This window comes from Pseudomonas sp. R43(2017) (genome assembly GCF_002112345.1).
In the GTDB taxonomy this organism is placed as follows: domain Bacteria; phylum Pseudomonadota; class Gammaproteobacteria; order Pseudomonadales; family Pseudomonadaceae; genus Aquipseudomonas; species Aquipseudomonas kribbensis.
In genome coordinates, this window is sequence record NZ_NEHJ01000008.1 from 82616 (window position 1) to 101313 (window position 18698).

Consider the following 18698-nt stretch of genomic DNA (forward strand, 5'->3'; position numbering starts at 1 on the left):
TTCAGAACAGTGAATGGTAAGAAAGACTTATGCAGTTACCGTCAGTAGTCGGCACCCGTGACAACGATCAAGACAGTATTGATCTTCTCGGCATATTCGGCAGTTTGATCGATCAGAAATGGTTGATCGGTGCCTTCACCGGCGCGTTCATGATGACCGGCGTCGCCTATGCGATTCTGGCCACACCGGTGTATCTGGCCAACGCGCTGGTGCAGGTCGAGCCGAAAAAGAACGACATGCTCGGCTTCTCCGATCTCAACAGCATGCTGGGCGGTCAGTCGCCGTCCGTGACCGAGATCGGCATCATCAAATCCCGTGCGGTGATCGGCAAGACCGTCGACGATCTGCGCCTGGACATCGACGTCACTCCCAATACTTTCCCGGTGATCGGCGGTTTTCTCTCCCGCCGCTATCGCGGTGAAACCGAACTCAGCGTCGCGCCGCCACGTTTCGGGCTGAGCAGCTACGCGTGGGGCGGTGAGCGTCTGGAGTTCGCCCGGCTTGATCTGCCTAAAGAACTGCTGGGCAAGAAACTCAGCCTGATCGCCGGCGAGCAGCAGCGCTTCCAGTTGTTCGACGACAACGACAATCTGCTGGCAGAAGGAACTGCCGGTGAAGCCTTCGCACAGGATGGCGTAGAAGGGCAGATCACGCAGCTGCTGGCCAACCCCGGCACCCGATTCGAAGTCGTGCGCTACCCACGAATCGTGACCATTCAGGGCTATCAGGACGCGCTGGATATTTCCGAGCAGGGCAAGGAGTCGGGGATTATCCGTCTGGCCCTGGCCAGCACCGACGCCGCCGAAGCGGTGAAGATCCTCAACAAGATCGCCTCGCTGTACGTGGACCAGAACGTACGCCGCACCTCGGCCGAAGCCGCGCAGAGTCTGGCCTTCCTGCAAAGCCAGTTGCCGCAGGTCAAACGCGATCTGGCCAAGGCCAGTGATGCGCTCAATGCCTACCAGACGCGCGGCAAGACCGTGAACATCTCCCTGGAAACCCAATCGGTGCTCGGCCAGTCCGTCGCCCTCGAAACGCGGATTTCCGAGCTGAAAATGCAGCAGGCGGAAATGGATCGCAAGTTCACCAGACAGCATCCGGCCTATCGGGCACTGATGACCCAGATCGGTGAATTGACCCAGCAACAGAAGTCGCTGGAAGGCAAGGTTGGCGACCTGCCGGCCACGCAACAGGAACTGCTCAACCTGACCCGCGATGTCGAAGTGGCTTCGCAGATCTACACCCAGTTGCTGAACAAGTCCCAGGAACTGGACATCATCCGCGCCGGCGCCGTGGGCAACGTGCGTCTGGTGGACTCGGCGGATGTCGACCTGACCAGTCCGGTCAAGCCGAAAAAAGCCCTGATCGTGCTGATTGCGACCTTTCTCGGCGCTTTCGTCGGCGTGGCGCTGGTGCTGTTGCGCAAATCCCTGAGCAAGGGCCTGGAAGGGCCGGAGGGCATCGAGCAGCTCGGCTTGCCGGTCTACGCATCGATTCCTTACAGCGCCCTGCAACAGGAAGAGGACACCAAAAAAGTCCGTGCCAAAGTCACGGCGGACACACCGGCCTATCTGCTGGCGCTGCGCAATCCGACGGACCTGTCCATCGAATCGATCCGCAGCCTGCGCACCTGCCTTCACTTTGCGGCGCTGGATTCGACCAACAACCGCATCATGATCTCCGGCCCGAGCCCGCAGGTCGGCAAGACGTTCGTGTCTTCCAACCTCGCGGCGGTCATGGCCCAGAGCGGCCAGCGTGTGGTGCTGATCGATGCCGACATGCGCAAGGGGCATCTGCACAAAACGCTGAACACACCGATCACCAACGGTTTGTCGGACCTGCTGGTCAAGCGCTGCACCCTGGAGCAGGCGATCAACAAGGTCGAAGTCGACAACCTGCATTTCATCAGCCGTGGCCAGGTGCCGCCCAATCCTTCCGAACTGCTGATGCACGCCAATTTCCGCGAACTGCTGGCGCAACTCAGCGAGCGCTACGACGTGGTGATCATCGATACGCCACCGCTGTTGGCGGTGACGGACGCGGCGATTGTCGGCCGTGAAGCGGGCATCAGCCTGATCGTCGCGCGCTTCGGGGTGAACCCGGCCAAAGAAGTCGAACTGACGATTCGCCGCTTCGCCCAGAACGGCATCGAGTTGAAAGGCGCGGTGTTCAACGGCGTCGAGAAGCGAGCGGCCAGTTACTACGGCAACGGCGGCTACGGCTATTACAACTACGAATACGCGTCCGACAAATCCTGAGTTTCAGCGATTGTTCTTACAGGCAACAAAGTGGGTGGGTTGTGAAAAAAATACTGCACGTGGCTGAAACGATAAAAGGTGGCGTCGCGACGGTGATCCGCACGATTTCGGCGTCCCCGGAAGATGAGCAAGCCAACTACGAGCTGGTGTATCTGGTGCCGCAGGATCAGGAAAAGGAACTGCACGGCATCGCCCCGCAGCAGATCCGCACTTTCGAGCGAACCGGGCGCAATGTGCCGTCGTTGCTGCGTTTTGCCTGGCGACTGATGCAAGTGATGCTCAAGGAAAAACCTGATGTGGTGCACCTGCACAGCACGTTTTCCGGGGTGATCGGCCGTTGCGTGTGCGTGCTTTTGCGGCCGTGGCGCAAACCGAAAATCGTCTACTGCCCGCATGCCTTTTCGTTCCTGATGGAAAGCTCGCCGATCAAGCAGAAAGTCTATGCGTGGATCGAGCGTGTGCTGCAGAAGGTCACCGACACGATCATCTGCGTCAGCCAATACGAGATGGACAAAGCCGCAGCGTTCGGCATCGAGCGCAAGCGCATGCGGCTGATCTACAACGGCATTCATCCCAAGGATGAGGAGCGTAAAGCCGAGGATCCGCAGCCGATTCATCTGCTCTTCGTCGGTCGGCTCGACTACCAGAAAGGCTTCGACGTGCTGCTCAAGGCCTACGCCAAGACCGGGCGCAACGACCTGAAACTGACGGTGGTCGGCAGTGCGGTCAACGAGGCAACGGTCGAGTGCCCACCAATGGATGGCGTTCAGTACCTGCCGTGGGTCACGCCGGCCGAGGTCAACGCCCTGTATCAGCAGGCCGATGCGCTGATCGTCCCGAGTCGCTGGGAAGGTTTTGCCATGGTGCCGCTGGAAGGCATGGCGCTGGGCTTGCCGGTGATCGCCAGCGACTGCACGTCGCTGCCGGAACTGGTTACCCACGGGGTCTCCGGCTACGTGTTCCCCACCGGTGACCACCACGCGCTGGCCGACCGCCTGAAGCTGATCCAAAAACCCGCGTTGTCAGCCCTCGGCATCGAAGGCCGGCGCATCGTCCGCGAGCGCTTCAGCGCCGCGTTGATGATCCGCCAGACCTACGACGTGTATTCCGCTCCCTCTTATTAAGTAGAACGCCGCTCATGAACGTAACGATTTTGCATGGCTACAGTGCCTCCAATTCCGGTGATGGTCTGCTGGTCGACCTGGCCATCGCGCTGGTGCAACGCAACTTTGGCGAAGACACCGCGATCAGCGTCGTGGCCTCCGATCCGGATTCCTTCAAATACCTGCCGCACCCGCGCTTTGACGCGCCGGTCATGGCAGCCAAGGGCCTGGGCCGGGTCAAGCAGGCGGTATTCCTCAATCAGTCCTACGCCGGGCTGGCGGATCTGTTGAAGAAAGCCGATCTGATTGTCGGCGTCGGCGGCGGCTACATGCGCTCCAAAAGCGCCTTCGAACACATCAAGCTGAAACTGGGCCACGCCAAGCAACTGGAAACGGCGATCCTCAGCAAAGTCCCGTCGGTGTACCTGCCGCAGAGCATCGGGCCGTTCCACGGTGACAGCGACAGGATCGTCGGCCACTACGCCAGCGCCGATGCGGTGTTCGTGCGCGATAACCGTTCCTCGGCGTTGTTCGATGCCTGCGAAAATGTCTACCGCGCACCGGACCTCGCGGTGCAGGCCCTGGCCGGCAAGATCCTGCAGCAACCCAAGTTCACCCGCTGCGCCTCGACGCCGGCCACGGTGTGCGTGGTGTTGCGCAAACCGCCGGCCTGGAGCAAGGAAAAGAAGCTCGCCTACGTGGCCAACCTGAAGGTGCTGCTGCAGCGTTTGAAGAACAAAAGCAAAGTGGTCTGCGCGGTGCAGAGCGCTGTGCGTGGTAACGATGACGGTGCGTTCTATCGCGAACTGGGCATCACTGAAGACCTGCTGTCGTTGAAGGCCACGATTGCCAAATATCAGCCGGACCTGGTGATTTCCGTGCGCCTGCACGGGGCGATTGAATCGCTGCTCTCCGGGGTGCCCGCGTATCACATCAGCTACGAGCGCAAGGGCTTTGGCGCCTATCAGGACATGGGCGTCGAGGACTGGGTGATCAACGGCGGCGACATTGATGTCGACACCATCATCGACACGGTCTACGCACCGAATGCGCTGTCGGATTTCGGCAAGCGCCTGACCGACACCTGCCGTGAAATCGAAGCCAAAACCGTGGCCATGGACGACATCATCAAGGGCGTCATTCGATGATATTCCGCTTGTTGCTGCGCGGCGGAGCACTGGGCGCGAAGTTCCTGCTGGTGCTCGCCATCACCCATTACCTCGGTTACGAGGCGCTGGGCTTTTACGGCGTGGTGGTCGCGGCGTCGTTGATCGCCTCGAAGTTCTACAGCGTCGGCTTCAGCTCCGAGATCAATCGGCTGATCAGTGTCGGCGGCAGTTCGAAGCGTGTGGTCGACAAGGTTCTGCTGCTGTACCTGGCCGTAGGGTTGCTGTTGTCAGTGCTGACGGTGCTGATCTATTCGCTGTTCCAGCAGGTCGAAGCGACGGCAGCATTGATCGCCTGCGTGACGCTGGTTCTGCTGACCGAGCACCTGTCCTTCGAGATCAACTCGTTCGTGTTTTCCGCGCAGAAAGCCACGGCGGGGGCGCTGCTGTTCTTCATCAAGACCGGCTTTTGGGCGCTGCTGGCCGTAGGCGGAATGATGCTCGGCTGGGTGTCGGGGATCGCCAGCGTGCTGTGGCTGTGGGTCATTGCCAACGTGTTGGTGATCGTCGCCGGTTACCTGATCGTGGTGAACGTCCATCGCGGGCGCGAAGAGGGGACGCTGGCGACGGCGACCGTGTGGAAAGCCGGGTTGCCGTTCTACCTGGGCACCGGCCTGATCGCCGTGAGTCAGTACGCCGAGCGCTTTCTGATCATTGATCTGGAGCCCTACGCCAGCCTCGGTAAATACGTGTACGCCTGGTCAGCGGCCAACACCTTGCAGGCGCTGTCCTATGCGGTGGTGGCGGTGGTCGGCATCCCGGTGCTCGCCAAGCGTTATCAGGCCGATCAACAAGCGTTCACGGTCAGGCAATTGTTCGTGAACAAATGGGTCGCGCGTTCGCTGGTGGTTTCAGCGGCAGTCGCGGTGGCGATTTATCTGTTCTTCAATATCGTGCTCGATTACGTCGGTGCAGCGGTGCCGCGCCCGGACAATGGGATTCTTGGCGTGCTGATCTTTTCCTTCGCCCTGCGCGCCATCGGCGACATCGTCTGGGGTGGTTTGATCGCTTCGAAAAACAGCCGGGTCTCCCTCGCCAGTTCGGCCCTTTGCCTGCTGATTTCGGTGCCGGTCAGCTATGTGCTGATCAAGCACTATTCGATTTATGGCGCGGCCTGGGGCAACGTCTTCGGGATCATTGTGCAACTCGGCGTGATTGCGCTGCTGACCCGTGCCACGCGTGCGAAAAAGGCTGTCGTGTCATGGGCCTGAAACTGCCGTGCATCGAGTTTCGCGGCAGGAAACTCGATTCGTCGCTGTCGTTCCTGATCCTGTTCACCGGCCTGTTTCTGTCGGTGGCCATGCCGCTGCTGATCCCCCGCGATCCCGGCCCGGATGCGATGACGTTGTGGTCGTCTTATGCCCGGGCCGACAACTGCAATTTCTGGAACCCGTTCTCGCCGGATCGCTCGTCCTACGAGTGTTCGGCGTTCCTGCTGCGGCCCACCGGGATCAACCTGACCAACGCCTGGGCCTACGGGATGTTCTGCAATTTCTTCCTCACGGCGATTCCGGTGGTGGTGTTCCGGCGCATGCCGCTGGCGATCTTCGGGACCCTGTGTCTGTGGGGCGTGGTGCGCTCGTTCTTCCTGGAGAACCTGACCAAGGAAATCATCGTGTCGGTGGCGGTGCTGAGCATTCTGTTCAGCTCGCTGACGCGCAAATATCGCGGCGGGTTTTTCCTGTCGGCAGTGATCTACGGCGTACTGATCCGGCCCTACTGGATCCTGTTTTCGCTGTCCTGGGTCGGTGTCTGCATGATGAAGAAGTACGTGTCGCGCATGACCTTCTTCGTGATGCTGTTCCTGTTCTACCTGGCGGTGGCCATGGCCATCCAGCTGGCGCTGGGCTTTCCGGTGTCGTCGATTCGCGCCAGCAACAACGAACTGCGCACAGCGGGCGAGGAGGGTTCCAAGTCGCTGATCGTCTCGTGGCTCAGTGGCAGCGACTTTGTTTCACAGGCGCTGGACTCGATGATCATCTTCTTCAGGCTGTCGTTCCCGGTTGAGCTGATCCTGCTGTCCGGGCCGGGTCAGGTGATCTTCGTGGCGCTGATGATCATGACCGCGCTGCTGCTGTTCAAAGTCATCACCTCGACCGATTACAAAGGCGCGCCGATCCAGACCAAACCCAAGGAACTGATCGCGATTCCCCTGGCGTTTCTGCTGGTTCAAGGCTTGTTTGAACCGGACTTCGGCTCGTTCGCCCGACACTTCTCGATGGTGGTGCCGGTGTTGTTCGTGGGCCTGGGGTTGATGCTGCGAGCGAACAAACCGGTGCGGGTCGAATCAAGAATTCTGAATTGAGGCGGGTGCTTTATGTCGAGCAAGAAAAAGTCCCTGGAGATCGAAACCCTGCGCGGGCTCGCTTGCCTGTCGCTGGTGCTCTATCACGTGATCGGCCCTTTGGGCGGCGGTTTGAAGATCGATATCGGCTCGCCGTTCCGGGTGATCGCCGATTCCATGGTGTATGTGCGCATGCCGCTGTTCACTTTCATTTCCGGCTACATCTATTCCATCTACAAGATTCGCGGCAATGACTTTTCGGCGTTCTTCACCGGCAAGGTGCGGCGGCTGATCGTGCCGCTGTTTTGCGTGGGTGTGCCGTTCTCCGTGTTGCAAGCGGTGGGGCCGGGCGTGAACAAGGATGTCGGTGTGATCGATGCGCTGTTGTCGTTCTATGTGCCGGTGAACCACTTCTGGTTCCTGCAGGCGGTGTTCATCATTTTCATGTTTGTCGGCCTGCTGGAGTGGCGTGGATTGCTGCGCTCGGCGACACGTCTGTACCTGCTGTTCGCGTTTTCTGCAGCGGTGTTTCTGTTGCCGCCGTTCAAGTTCGATGCGTTCGGCATCAACGGGGCGACCTATCTTTTGCCGTTTTTTGTGGCGGGCATGATTGGCCAGGAAAATGTCAGTGCGTTGAAGCAACGGTTCAAAGTCGTCGGCCCGTTGGTGTTCGTGCTGATTTCCCTGACGCTGTTGTACATCGCGTCGCTGGACCGCGAGCTGATCATCGATCGCCGCAGCCTGATCGGCCTGACGGTAGGTTGCGTATCCTGCTTCGCGCTGCTGTCGAGTGACATGCGTTCGAAGGCGCTGACCTGGCTCGGTGGTTACTCTTACGCGATTTTCCTGTTTCATGTGTTGTTCGCCGCCACCTCGCGCTCGGTGCTCGGGCGCTTGGGCATCAAGGACGAAAGCGTTCTGGTGTTCTGCGGCGTGGCGTGCGGGTTGCTCGGGCCGGTGCTGCTGTCGACGATCTTCAGCCGGTTCAACTTCACGTCGGTGCTGTTTCTGGGTGAGCGTGCGGCGACGAAAAAAACGGCGGGGAACGTCTCCCCGGCGCCGGTTTCGGCTAAAGGAAGTGCTTGATGGTTGCAGTGGATGACGCAGCGCCGGTCGCGGCGTCGGTGGTTGAAGTCGGCGATGCCCGCGAGCGGTTTGCCCAGTGGCGCGAGGGCAAGGCCGGGAAGGTGTTGTCGGTCTCGGTGATCGGCGACAGTTACAGCGCCGGGCAGGATTTCTATCTGAACAAACTGGTGCAACGGCTGGTTGGCGAGGTCGGTTTTGCCGGCCCCGGTTATGTCGGCTTCAACCATGGCGCGGCGCTGGGTGGCAGCCATTTCAAGTACACCCGCAGCAGCGAGAAATACTTCGGCGGCGACTGGAAGGTGTCGAACCTCGGCGTGGCCAGTCCTGACAGCCGTACCGTGACGGGAAGTCCCGGTGCATGGCTGCAGGTCGATGCGCATCCGAGCGAAGCGATAAACACCGCCGTCACCCAGGCCAGGTTACTTTATCTGGGCAACGGCGAATCCAGTGAACTGCGCTATCGCTGGGCACCCTCGCAATCCTGGCAGCCGATGAAGTTGAGCGGCGTCGGTGTTCAGGAAGTCCCATTGTCAGGTACATCCACCGCGACGGACTGGTCGTTCAGGCTGGAAGTGGTGAAAGGCGCGCCAACCCTGTTCGGCCTGTGGATGAGCAACGAGCAGGCCGGTTTACGCGTGTCGAAACTGGCGGCGTCGGGCGCCGCATCCGGCGATTTCTATCATGCCGATGGTCAATGGCAGACGCAGTGGAAATCGGTGGTGTCGAAGATCCCTGCGGATATCTACCTGATCATGCTCGGCGGTAACGATCAGGGTTTCGGCGTGAAGCCCGAGCAGTACCTGAAGAATGTTCAGGGGCTGGTCGGGATGATCCGCGAGATTCAGCCGGCAGCGAGCGTCAACCTGATCATGCGTCAGGACACCACACGCTCCAGCGCCTATCCAATGTCGGCTTACGCGCAGGTGCTCGAACCCTGGGCCCGCGAGCAGCATCTGGGCTACGCCGATCTGCAATGTGCGTTCGGTACGGACGTCAAACGTTATGCGGCGGCGATGATCGGTCCGGACAAAATACATCCGGTGCCGGCCACGGGAGGGAAGGTGATTGCCGATTACTTCTATCGGATGATCGTCGGCGGCAACCACGGGACTTCATGCGGCGCCGCCTCGGAATAGGAACTCAACCCTTGTCGAAGGTTTCGACGTGACCCAGAAGCTCTGCGGTCTTCTGCGGCATCAACTGCGTCACACAACGGGTTTCCACATTGATGATGATTGCCGGCTCGTTGCAGCAGAGGCGCACGCGGAATCGCCAGTCGCCGAGAATCACCTTCAGGCCGTCGCGGTCATCGACTTCCAGCGCCTGCTCACCATAGATCCTTTTCAGGTGGGCGAGCAGGGGATAGGGATCGCGCAGCGGCCGGCGAATGTCCCCGGACGATGGAAACATGCCGATCCGCTCCACCAGCAGGATGGTCCCGAGCCAGGATTCGTTGGCGCTGGGCAACGGCTGATGACGAGACAACCAGCTCATCACCCCGAGGTTGTCCACCTCCCGTTCAATGTCTGTCGAATGTTGTGCAATGTTCATGGTTGCCTCGCCGGATGTACGTGGGGCGCCTTTCAGCGGCCCTTGAGGTAGACGTTGTCGTAGCAGAAGTTGGTCGCCTGCAGGTAACCCTCGGCGTCACCGCAGTCGAATCGCAGACCCTTGAACTTGTAGGCCAGCACGCAACCGTTCTGCGCCTGTTTCATCAGGGCGTCGGTGATCTGGATTTCCCCGCCCTTGCCGGGCTCGGTGTCGGCGATCAGGTCGAAGATGTCGGGCGTCAGAATGTAGCGGCCGATGATCGCCAGGTTCGACGGAGCGTCCTGCGGTGCGGGTTTCTCCACCATGTGGTTGACCCGGTAAATGCCCTCGGAAATCGCCTCGCCGGCGATCACGCCGTACTTGTGGGTCTGGTCCCGCGGGACTTCCTGGATGGCGACGATCGAGCAGCGGAATTTCTTGTAGAGCTCGATCATCTGCGTGAGTACGCCGTCACCTTCCAGGTTCAGGCACAGGTCGTCGGCCAGGACCACGGCGAAGGGCTCGTCGCCGATCAATGGGCGACCGCTGAGGATCGCGTGGCCCAGACCTTTCATTTCCACCTGACGGGTGTAGGAGAAGGTGCAGGTATCGATCAACTCGCGAGTGCCGGCCAGGAACTTCTCTTTTTCGGTGCCGCGAATCTGGTGTTCGAGTTCGTAGCTGATGTCGAAGTGGTCTTCCAGTGCGCGCTTGCCCCGACCGGTGACGATCGCCATGTGCTGCAGGCCGGCGTCCCGTGCTTCTTCAACGGCGTATTCGATCAACGGCTTGTTGACGATCGGCAGCATCTCTTTCGGCATGGCTTTGGTGGCCGGCAAGAAACGCGTGCCGTAGCCGGCAGCGGGGAACAAACATTTACGAATCATAGAAGTTTCCTGGACATTCATGGCATACAGCCATCGGTTACATTGCAATAAGGAAAAGTTGCAAGTTGATGAAGCTGTACTTTAATACCTGAGTCAGGTTATGAGTGACAACGTTAGCTTGGTTTAAAAGGGGGTAATGTTATTAGATGTCGGCTTGATAAATAACAGTTATTTTTAGTCGGTATCTGTTGATAGTGGTGAAAGTGCGGGAGTGCTAATAAGTACCGGGCAATACAGTTTGGCCTTTAAAAATATTTTTGGCCAGCGATGGAACTGTTTTTGTTTTGGGTTGTTGTCGCCCTGTTTGTGTGAAGCAAGACACACATTAAACAAGTTGGGCTTGACACGCTAGTTGGCACTTTTCCCACTATGGACCGCGCTATGAAGATTCTGGTAACGGGTGGCGCCGGGTATATCGGCTCGCACACCACACTCGCATTGCTTGAAGCTGGTTATGAAGTTGTCGTTCTGGATAATCTTTGCAACAGCAGCGACGCGGCACTGCACGCCGTGGAAGGCATTTGCGGCAAAAGTGCGCTGATGATTCGCGGCGATGTGTGCGACCGGGCGTTGCTGGACCGGATATTCCAGCAGCATTCAATTGACGCCGTCCTGCATTTTGCCGGGCTTAAAGCGGTCGGCGAGAGCGTGCGTAAGCCGCTCGAATATTACGAAACCAACGTCAGCGGCAGCATCACGCTGTGCCAGGCGATGGCGGCGGCGGGGGTCTTCCGGCTGGTGTTCAGCTCTTCTGCCACGGTGTACGGCGAGCCTGAGCAGATGCCGATCCGCGAGGATTTTCCTACCGGCATTCCGACCAATCCCTACGGCCAATCCAAGCTGATCGTCGAAAACGTGCTGCGCGACCTGAGCCAGGCCGAGCCGCGCTGGAGCATCGCGCTGCTGCGTTACTTCAACCCGATCGGCGCCCATGACAGCGGCCACATGGGCGAAGACCCGAGCGGCATCCCCAATAACCTGCTGCCGTACATCAGCCAGGTAGCGGTCGGCAGCCTGCAGGAGTTGTCGGTCTTCGGCGACGATTACCCCACGGCAGACGGCACCGGCGTGCGCGATTACATCCACGTCGTCGATCTGGCGGACGGGCACCTGAAGGCCTTGCAGGCCATCGACGGGCGCACCGGCATTCATACCTGGAACCTCGGCACCGGCGACGGTTACAGCGTGATGCAAGTGTTGCGAGCCTTCGAAAAGGCGTGCGGCAAGCCAGTGCCGTTTCGGGTGATGCCACGGCGTTCGGGGGATATTGCCGAGAGTTGGGCCGATGCTTCCAAAGCGCAAAAAGAACTGGGCTGGAAAGCCACGCGCAACTTGCAGGATATGGTTACCGATACCTGGCGCTGGCAGTCGAATCATCCCAACGGCTATCTGGAATGATGGCCTTTTAGTCCAATGTTATTTTCGGTCAGGTTGTTAGATATCGTCGGGAAATTACACTGGCAATGCCTTTTGCAAGTCCGTAGATATAAACCTGCCGTTCGACTTTTATCAGTTGCGTAGGACTGTGAAAGAACAACGGATCTTGTTCGCGCTTTTTGCGACTTGAACTCTACCACCTCTAACGAAACACCCGATGTAACGGTGCGATGTTAGAAAGGAGTTGATATGAAAAAAGTGATGGCGATTGCCTTGTTGACGATGTTGAGCAACTGGGCATCCGCAGCTGAAGCGCCGCTTACAGCGGTAACCAATGTATCGGGCAGTGTCGCGGCTTCTACAGCGCCTGCTGCCAGTACTGCAATGGTTGCCAGTGCCGTAGCGGCGTCCAACAGTGGTGGAAGTGCCAACGGCGGTACAACGGGTACCACCGGTACCACGGGTACAACCGGCACGCACAACTAACTGAAGTAACTGTTGGTGCAGTACAAGGTCGCCCGACGAAAGTCGGGTGACTTTGTTTTGGATTCGCCCTTGAATAGCGTAGTGCCATTATGACTCGTAGTTTTTCTCTTTTAATGCTGGCAAGTCTCGCTCTGCAAGGTTGCATGTTTTCCCCCGGTCAACACTTGAGCACCTTTGGCATCACTCGCCAGGGCGCCAGTGAAAGCAGCCGGGTCGAGTTGATTCCGATCACCCCCAAGCTGATCTCCATGAACCGTGCCACGCAAAAGCGTGAGTCAGTGCCCACGGAATTGCTGGCGACGCCGGCCGAGTACCGCATCGGCAACAACGACGTGCTGTACATCACCGTGTGGGATCACCCCGAGCTGACCGCGCCGTCGGGCGCGCAGCAACAGATCGACGCCAACGGCCGTCTGGTGCGCTCCGACGGCACGCTGTATTACCCGTACATCAAGGAAGTCCAGGCCGCCGGCCGGACCATCCAGCAACTGCGCGACGACATCGAACAAAGGCTGTCGGCGTTCATCGCCGAGCCGCAAGTGGACGTCGCCGTGTTGCGTTTCGCCAGTCAGAAAGTCGTGGTCACCGGCGCAGTCGCCAAGGCTGGCCCGCAAGCGATTTCCACCAACCCGCTGAGCGTGGTCGAAGCCCTCGGTTCGGCGGGCATCGACACCAACAATGCCGACCTGTCCGGCTTGTTGCTGACGCGTAACGGGCGGGTCTATCCGCTGAATCTGGATACCCTCAACCAGCAGGATTCCGAGTTGCAGAACGTCTACCTCCAGGGTGGCGACAAACTGTATCTGCCGTACAACGACAACAAGCGCATCTACGTGATGGGCGAGGTCAACCAGCCGCGCGCCCTGAGCTTCAAGACGGCGACGATGAACCTGTCCGACGTGCTCGGCTCGGTCGGCGGCCTGAGCCAGACCACCGCCAACGGCAATGCCGTGTATGTCATTCGCGGGGTGGAAAACCTCGATGTCGAGCCGGCCAAAATCTATCAACTGGAAGCCGAATCACCCACCGCCATGGTCCTCGCCACGCACTTCGAAGTGCGCCCCCAGGACGTCGTTTATGTAGGGCCTGCCAACGTGACTCGCTGGAACCGTCTGATCAGCCAGTTGGTGCCGTCGGCATCGATTGTCGGCACCGGCGCTTCCGCTGCGAAGAACTGGAGCGAATTCACCAACAACAGCAAATAAGGCTCGCCGACTTTGAAAACCTTGAATGTTGGCGTCTGCCTGATGGCGGCCTTGTTGCTGTGTGGCTGTAATCCGCTGATGGTTGCGTCGGTGACCAACCTCAAGTCGGCGGTGGTCGGCCCGGATGATATCGACGTGACGCCGGCCCAGGTGGCCGAGGTCAATTATCCGCAACTCAAACTCACCACGCCGTCCGGTTCCGGTGTGCTGGCGCTGGTGCGCAAGCGCGATGACCTGCAGTTCTGGGTGGCGTCCGGCAAGCAGGTCCTGCTGCTGCGTGACGGCCTCGCGGTGCGCAGCATCGGCCTGGGCGCGGAAGGCGATCTGGACGGCACGCGGCTGTCCGATGCGTCGCCGTTCAAGCGTGGTCTGCAACACGTTACCGATGGCCAGACCAGCCAGCGCTGGATCGACCTCTACAAGGGCCAGGAAGTCGGGCTGATCGTCAACAGCCGCTTCACCCGCAAATCCGTGGAAACCCTGAAGATTCTGAACAAGGAATACGCCGTGCTGCGTGTCGATGAACGTATCGACGTCCCGGCCATCGGCCTGCGGGCGACCAACCGGTATTGGGTCGACCCGGTGGACGGTTTCATTGTGCAGAGCGAGCAGCAACTGACCTCGCAACTGCGAGTGAAGATCGTGCAACTGACCCCAGATCGCAGGCATCTGCCATGAAGCGCTTGAGGGTTCTGTCGGCGGGTTTGATGTTGCTCGCCGGCGCAAGTCAGGCGGCGGTCATCGTCAGCGGCGATGTGGCCAACCCGGGGCCGGTAGCGTTGCCGCCGGGCGGCCGTTTGACCGATGTGATCAGCGAGGCTGTGCCTAACGCCGAGGGTTACTGGCTGGCCGGTGTGCTGCTGCGTCAGTCATTGCTGGAAGAGCAGACCCGGCTCAAGGTCGGCGTGCTGTTCGACCTGGACGTGTTGCAGCGCATGGCCGATCTGTTCGATCGACCGAGCCGCAAAGCCCTGGCGGTGCGCATGGCCGAGGACGTGCGGCAGATGCCGGTCACCGGGCGCCAGATCGCGGACCTGGACCCGGTGGCGCTGGAAGTCGGCTTCGCCCGCAACATTCGTTTGGATGACGGCGATCGCCTGATCTACCCGCAGCGGGTCGATGAAGTGGAAGTGCTCGGCGCGGTCGCCGGGACCTGCCGGCTGCCTTACCAGCCATTGCTCGAGGCCCGTGAATACCTGAGCGGTTGCGTGTTGCTGGAGGACGATGCCGACGCCGATTACCTGTGGCTGATCCAGCCCAACGGGGTTTCGCGGCGCGTTGGCATTGCCCACTGGAATCGTGAGAGCGGGCAGTTTCCCGTTGCCGGCAGCAAGATTCTGGTGCCGTTGAAAAACGATGATCTGGATCCGCCTATCCCTGAACTGAATCAGCAGTTGGCCGAATTTATTGCCACGCAGTTGGCTGAGGTGGTTCGTTGAATTTGCGTTTTGCAGCTGTGTTGTTATTGCCGTGCGGCCTGGTCCATGCCGAGCCGCGTATTACCCAGGGCGATTTCGGTGGCACCGGTCTGTTGCAGACGCCCACCGCACGCATGTCCCCGGCCGGCGAGTTGAGCGTCAACGCCAACCGCACCGAGCCTTACAGCCGCTACAGCGTTTCGTTGCAGCCGCTGGACTGGCTCGAAGGCTCGTTTCGCTACACCGCGATTACCAACCGTCCCTACGGCCCGGAATCCATGAGCGGCAACCAGAGCTATAAGGACAAGGCGGTCGACGTCAAAGTCCGGCTCTGGGAGGAAACCCATTGGGCGCCCGACGTCGCTCTGGGCTTCCGAGACGTCGGCGGTACGGGTTTGTTCGCCAGTGAATTCCTGGTGGCCAACAAGCGCTATGACAACCTGGATTTCAGCGCCGGCATCGCCTGGGGCTACATCGGTAATCGCGGCGACATCGACAACCCGTTCGGCTATCTCGATGATCGCTTCAAGACGCGCCCGTCCCTGAAAGGCACCGGTGACGTCAACGCCGGTTCGTACTTTCGCGGCCAGCCGTCGTTCTTCGGCGGCGTGAGTTACCAGACGCCCTGGGATCGCTTGAGCCTGAAACTCGAATACGAAGGCAACGATTACAAGCACGAACCCAAGGACAACGTGATCAAGCAGGACTCGCCGATCAACCTTGGCGCGGTGTTCAAGGTGACCGACTCCCTCGACGTGAGCGCCGCGTGGGAGCGGGGCAACACGGCGATGTTCGGCGTCACGTTCCACACCAATTTCGTCAGCCGCAAGGCCCCGGCCAAGACCTTCGATCCACCGCCGGAGCCACTGCCGGCGAAGGCACCGACTACGTCGATGGATCAGGTTGACTGGGCCAACGTATCGCAACGTCTGCAACAGAATGCCGGTTATCGGGTCGAGCGCATCGCCCAGCGCGATTCCGAGTTGATCGTGTATGGCGAGCAGCAGCGCTACTTCCATTCCTCCAAAGCGGTGGGCCGTGCGAGCCGGGTGCTGGACAACAGCGTCAACGACGACATCGACTGGTTCACCCTGGTGAACAAGCGCTACGACCTGCCGCTGGAAGAAACCAGTGTGCCGCGCCAGACCTTCCGCGAAGTGATCAACAACGAGGAACCGCTGCAAACGTTGCACCGCACCACCGAGGTCAACCCGGCGATGCCGCACAACGAGAAGACGCTCTACACCCAGCCGCTGCAACACTTCAGCTATGGCGCCGGCCTGGGCTTCAAGCAGAACGTCGGGGGCCCGGATGGCTTGCTCTATCAATTCAGTGCGGATCTGGACGCGGAGTTCCGCTTCAATCGCAACACCTGGTGGAGCGGCATGCTCAGCCAGAACCTGACGAACAACTTCGACAAGTTCAAATACGACGCACCCAGCGGCTTGCCGCGTGTGCGTACGGATCTGCGTCAGTACCTCACCACGTCCGACACCACCATGCCGTTATTTCAGGTCAGCCATGCCGAGCAACTGGACAAGGATCTGTACGGCATGGTCTACGGCGGTTATCTGGAGTCGATGTTCGCCGGTGTCGGCGGCGAGGTGCTGTTCCGTCCGACCGGCGAGCGCTGGGCGATCGGTGCGGATCTGAACTACGTGCGTCAGCGTGAATTCGATCAGGGTTTCGGCCTGCGGGACTACTCGGTGCTGACCGGTCATATTACCGGTTACACGGATCTGCCTTACGAAACACTGGCGGCTGTCAGCGTCGGGCGTTATCTGGCGGGTGACTTTGGCGGCACGCTGGATATCTCCCGGGAGTTTTCCAATGGCGTGCGCTTCGGTGCCTGGGCGACCATCACCACGGCGGGCAGTACGGAATACGGAGAAGGTAGTTTCGACAAGGGCATTTATCTGTCGATTCCGTTCGACGAGATGATGAGCATGTCGACCATGCGCCGGGCCAACCTGGTCTGGGCGCCGCTGACCCGTGACGGTGGTGCGAGGCTCAGCCGCAGCTTCCAGCTGCACTCGATGACCGATAGCCGTGAGGACGACATGTTCTATCGCAACTTCGGGAAGATTACCGAGTAAGTCCGGGAGACCGGGAAGCCAAAAACGGGAGCCCTTAGGCTCCCGTTTTGGTTTGGGGTGGATGGCCGTCTTGATCCATCCAGCACTACCGACGGAACGGACGTGTTCCGGGTGAGGAGATTGGCAAGTCCGAGCCCGTTGCTGAACGACCCGACGCTTTCGCGGGCAAGCCCGCTCCCACAGGAATCCGGGAAGTGCTGCAAATTGCGGCATCATCCAAAAACTGTGGGAGCGGGCTTGCCCGCGAAGGCGTCTGGCCTGTCGACATCCATATTGACTGATTCACCGAAATCGCCAGCCAATCCAGCCGCCAAATCCCGCCCACAAAAAAGGGGACTTTCGTCCCCTTGCGGTCCTGCCTTGTGAAGCGCTGCGTCTCAGTAAATATCCTTCGACAACAGGGTAAACGGCGTCTTCACCAGAATCTTCACATCCAGCCACAGCGACCAGTTGTTGATGTACTTGAGGTCGATTTCGACACGTTTTTCCATCTTGTCGAGAGTGTCGGTCTCGCCACGGCAGCCGCTGATCTGTGCCAGGCCAGTGATGCCCGGTTTGATTCGGTGGCGCGCCATGTAGGCGAGGATCTTGCCCGAGTAATAGTTGTTGTGTGCCACGGCGTGCGGACGCGGTCCAACCAGTGCCATGTGGCCTTGCAGTACGTTGAACAGTTGCGGCAGTTCATCCAGCGAAGTGCGGCGGATAAAGCGCCCGACGGCGGTGATGCGCGAATCGTTGCGGCTGGCCTGTTTGACGTCACGGTCATCGTGGACGCGCATCGAGCGGAACTTCCAGACCTGAATCACCTTGCCGTTCCAGCCATGGCGATCCTGCTTGAAGAACACCGGACCCGGCGAGCTGAGCTTCACCGCCAGGGAGATCAGCAGCAGTACCGGGCTCAACAGGATGATCGCCAGCAGCGCGACGCTTTTCTCCATCAGGCTCTTGCTCAGGGCGGCGGTCGGGCGGCTGGTCAGCGGGCTTTCATTGAGGTAGATCGCCGGCAGGCCGTCCACGACTTTTACCGAGTGATTGAGCAGCGTCAGGCTGTTCAGGTCCGGCACCCAGACCACGTCGACGTTGGCATCCAGCAGATCGACATACATCGCTTCGATCTTCGCCGCTTCGGACAGCGACAGCGTGATGTAGAGACGGCGGATATCGTGGCGTTTGATCAGCTCCAGGAGGTTTTCCTGGTCGCCGACGACCCGTGGAGCATCGGCGTCCAGAGCGGGCAGGGTGCCGTTGCTGACCAGTCCCACCAGCGGCAGGTTTTCGTGTTCGCTAAGTTTCTTCGCCAGGCCCAGAGCCAGTTCGCCGGTGCCGACGATCAGGGTCTTGTGCTCGCTTTTGCGGGAGCGCTGGTAGTACTTCGAAAACGCATGCAGCGGCGCATACAGCAGCGCCTGACCCAAGAAGCCGTACACCGCCCAGTCAAGAATCACCTGGCGGGAAAACAGCTCATCGGCCTTGCAGATGAACGCGATGAAGGTCAGCCCGGCCATGGTCATCGACCAGCCCATCAGCAGCCGTCCGAGGCCGGTCAGGTAGTTGTCGCGCTTTCGGTAGGCGCCGCTGAACGTGTAGGCCGGAACCGAAGCCAGCACGGCCAGCATGGTGCACATCCGGTAATAGAACTCGACCGTTCCCGTGTGCTGCTCAGCCAATACAAATAACAGTGAAACAATAAAGCACTGTGCCAGCGCCCATTGGCCCCAGAAGGTAAGTCCCTTGAGGCCGGTGTTTCGGTTGATACGTAGAGTGAGATCCATATGCGATATCCCCAAAAGACTTCCATTCAG

The 18698-nt window shown here is 59.7% G+C and carries 16 protein-coding genes; 13 read left to right on the top strand and 3 right to left on the bottom strand.

All coding sequences use genetic code 11. The features are described from left to right. Positions 1-29: 29 nt before the first annotated feature. The 7 genes from CAG02_RS21925 to CAG02_RS21955 are packed head-to-tail and all read left to right on the top strand — an operon-like array spanning position 30 to position 9033. Positions 30-2258 (top strand): polysaccharide biosynthesis tyrosine autokinase, encoded by a 2229-nt coding sequence (locus CAG02_RS21925; RefSeq protein ID WP_085713167.1) that lies wholly within the window; start codon positions 30-32, stop codon positions 2256-2258. A gap of 41 nt (positions 2259-2299) precedes the next feature. Next, positions 2300-3382 carry a glycosyltransferase gene (locus CAG02_RS21930; RefSeq protein WP_085713168.1) on the top strand — a complete coding sequence of 361 codons (1083 nt, stop codon included), beginning with the start codon at positions 2300-2302 and terminating at the stop codon, positions 3380-3382. A gap of 14 nt (positions 3383-3396) precedes the next feature. Beyond that, positions 3397-4509, top strand: coding sequence for a polysaccharide pyruvyl transferase family protein (locus CAG02_RS21935; RefSeq protein ID WP_085713169.1), 1113 nt, complete (start codon positions 3397-3399; stop codon positions 4507-4509). Beyond that, complete coding sequence (locus tag CAG02_RS21940; protein ID WP_085713170.1) at positions 4506-5738, top strand: phosphoribosylaminoimidazole carboxylase; 1233 nt, start codon at positions 4506-4508, stop codon at positions 5736-5738. Before CAG02_RS21935 ends, CAG02_RS21940 begins: the two co-directional genes overlap by 4 nt. Next, a complete protein-coding gene (locus tag CAG02_RS21945) occupies positions 5729-6832 on the top strand; it encodes a hypothetical protein (protein WP_085713171.1) in 1104 nt (367 codons plus the stop codon). Before CAG02_RS21940 ends, CAG02_RS21945 begins: the two co-directional genes overlap by 10 nt. Positions 6833-6844: 12 nt before the next feature. Beyond that, entirely contained in the window at positions 6845-7897 is a 1053-nt protein-coding gene (locus CAG02_RS21950) for an acyltransferase family protein (protein ID WP_085713172.1), read from the top strand. Next, the gene (locus CAG02_RS21955) at positions 7897-9033 is read left to right on the top strand and encodes an SGNH/GDSL hydrolase family protein (protein WP_085713173.1); all 1137 of its coding nucleotides are present in this window, start codon (positions 7897-7899) and stop codon (positions 9031-9033) included. The genes CAG02_RS21950 and CAG02_RS21955 overlap by 1 nt, the downstream gene beginning before the upstream one ends. Positions 9034-9037: 4 nt before the next feature. Here the strand turns inward: CAG02_RS21955 and CAG02_RS21960 are convergent, their stop codons facing one another. After that, positions 9038-9448, bottom strand: coding sequence for a mannose-1-phosphate guanylyltransferase (locus CAG02_RS21960; protein ID WP_085713174.1), 411 nt, complete (start codon positions 9446-9448; stop codon positions 9038-9040). Between the two features lie 32 nt (positions 9449-9480). Further along, positions 9481-10314, bottom strand: coding sequence for a UTP--glucose-1-phosphate uridylyltransferase GalU (gene galU, locus CAG02_RS21965; protein WP_007951629.1), 834 nt, complete (start codon positions 10312-10314; stop codon positions 9481-9483). Between the two features lie 381 nt (positions 10315-10695). Here galU and galE point away from each other — a divergent pair, with 381 nt between their 5' ends. The 6 genes from galE to CAG02_RS21995 all read left to right on the top strand — a co-directional run bounded on the left by galE (position 10696) and on the right by CAG02_RS21995 (position 16896). Beyond that, positions 10696-11712 carry a UDP-glucose 4-epimerase GalE gene (gene galE / locus CAG02_RS21970; protein ID WP_085713175.1) on the top strand — a complete coding sequence of 339 codons (1017 nt, stop codon included), beginning with the start codon at positions 10696-10698 and terminating at the stop codon, positions 11710-11712. 228 nt (positions 11713-11940) lie between these two features. Next, the gene (locus CAG02_RS21975; protein ID WP_003226528.1) at positions 11941-12177 is read left to right on the top strand and encodes a hypothetical protein; all 237 of its coding nucleotides are present in this window, start codon (positions 11941-11943) and stop codon (positions 12175-12177) included. An 89-nt stretch (positions 12178-12266) separates the two neighbouring features. Next, positions 12267-13382, top strand: a complete 1116-nt coding sequence (locus CAG02_RS21980; RefSeq protein ID WP_114884344.1) for a polysaccharide export protein — start codon at positions 12267-12269, stop codon at positions 13380-13382. 12 nt (positions 13383-13394) lie between these two features. After that, positions 13395-14060 (top strand): YjbF family lipoprotein, encoded by a 666-nt coding sequence (locus CAG02_RS21985; RefSeq protein ID WP_139831917.1) that lies wholly within the window; start codon positions 13395-13397, stop codon positions 14058-14060. After that, entirely contained in the window at positions 14057-14821 is a 765-nt protein-coding gene (locus tag CAG02_RS21990; protein ID WP_085713178.1) for a capsule biosynthesis GfcC family protein, read from the top strand. Before CAG02_RS21985 ends, CAG02_RS21990 begins: the two co-directional genes overlap by 4 nt. Then, positions 14818-16896 (top strand): YjbH domain-containing protein, encoded by a 2079-nt coding sequence (locus tag CAG02_RS21995; RefSeq protein ID WP_085713179.1) that lies wholly within the window; start codon positions 14818-14820, stop codon positions 16894-16896. The genes CAG02_RS21990 and CAG02_RS21995 overlap by 4 nt, the downstream gene beginning before the upstream one ends. A 377-nt stretch (positions 16897-17273) precedes the next feature. Here CAG02_RS21995 and CAG02_RS22000 read toward each other — a convergent pair whose 3' ends face one another. Beyond that, entirely contained in the window at positions 17274-18668 is a 1395-nt protein-coding gene (locus tag CAG02_RS22000) for an undecaprenyl-phosphate glucose phosphotransferase (RefSeq protein WP_085713180.1), read from the bottom strand. Positions 18669-18698: the final 30 nt, after the last annotated feature.

What these genes read in the sequence shown, in the direction of transcription:
- CAG02_RS21925 (WP_085713167.1), top strand. Translation starts at nt 30, where the DNA reads ATGCAGTTACCGTCAGTAGTCGGCACCCGTGACAACGATCAAGACAGT.
- CAG02_RS21935 (WP_085713169.1), top strand. Translation starts at nt 3,397, where the DNA reads ATGAACGTAACGATTTTGCATGGCTACAGTGCCTCCAATTCCGGTGAT.
- CAG02_RS21940 (WP_085713170.1), top strand. Translation starts at nt 4,506, where the DNA reads ATGATATTCCGCTTGTTGCTGCGCGGCGGAGCACTGGGCGCGAAGTTC.
- CAG02_RS21945 (WP_085713171.1), top strand. Translation starts at nt 5,729, where the DNA reads ATGGGCCTGAAACTGCCGTGCATCGAGTTTCGCGGCAGGAAACTCGAT.
- CAG02_RS21950 (WP_085713172.1), top strand. Translation starts at nt 6,845, where the DNA reads ATGTCGAGCAAGAAAAAGTCCCTGGAGATCGAAACCCTGCGCGGGCTC.
- CAG02_RS21955 (WP_085713173.1), top strand. Translation starts at nt 7,897, where the DNA reads ATGGTTGCAGTGGATGACGCAGCGCCGGTCGCGGCGTCGGTGGTTGAA.
- CAG02_RS21960 (WP_085713174.1), bottom strand. Translation starts at nt 9,448, where the DNA reads ATGAACATTGCACAACATTCGACAGACATTGAACGGGAGGTGGACAAC.
- galU (WP_007951629.1), bottom strand. Translation starts at nt 10,314, where the DNA reads ATGATTCGTAAATGTTTGTTCCCCGCTGCCGGCTACGGCACGCGTTTC.
- galE (WP_085713175.1), top strand. Translation starts at nt 10,696, where the DNA reads ATGAAGATTCTGGTAACGGGTGGCGCCGGGTATATCGGCTCGCACACC.
- CAG02_RS21975 (WP_003226528.1), top strand. Translation starts at nt 11,941, where the DNA reads ATGAAAAAAGTGATGGCGATTGCCTTGTTGACGATGTTGAGCAACTGG.
- CAG02_RS21980 (WP_114884344.1), top strand. Translation starts at nt 12,267, where the DNA reads ATGACTCGTAGTTTTTCTCTTTTAATGCTGGCAAGTCTCGCTCTGCAA.
- CAG02_RS21990 (WP_085713178.1), top strand. Translation starts at nt 14,057, where the DNA reads ATGAAGCGCTTGAGGGTTCTGTCGGCGGGTTTGATGTTGCTCGCCGGC.
- CAG02_RS22000 (WP_085713180.1), bottom strand. Translation starts at nt 18,668, where the DNA reads ATGGATCTCACTCTACGTATCAACCGAAACACCGGCCTCAAGGGACTT.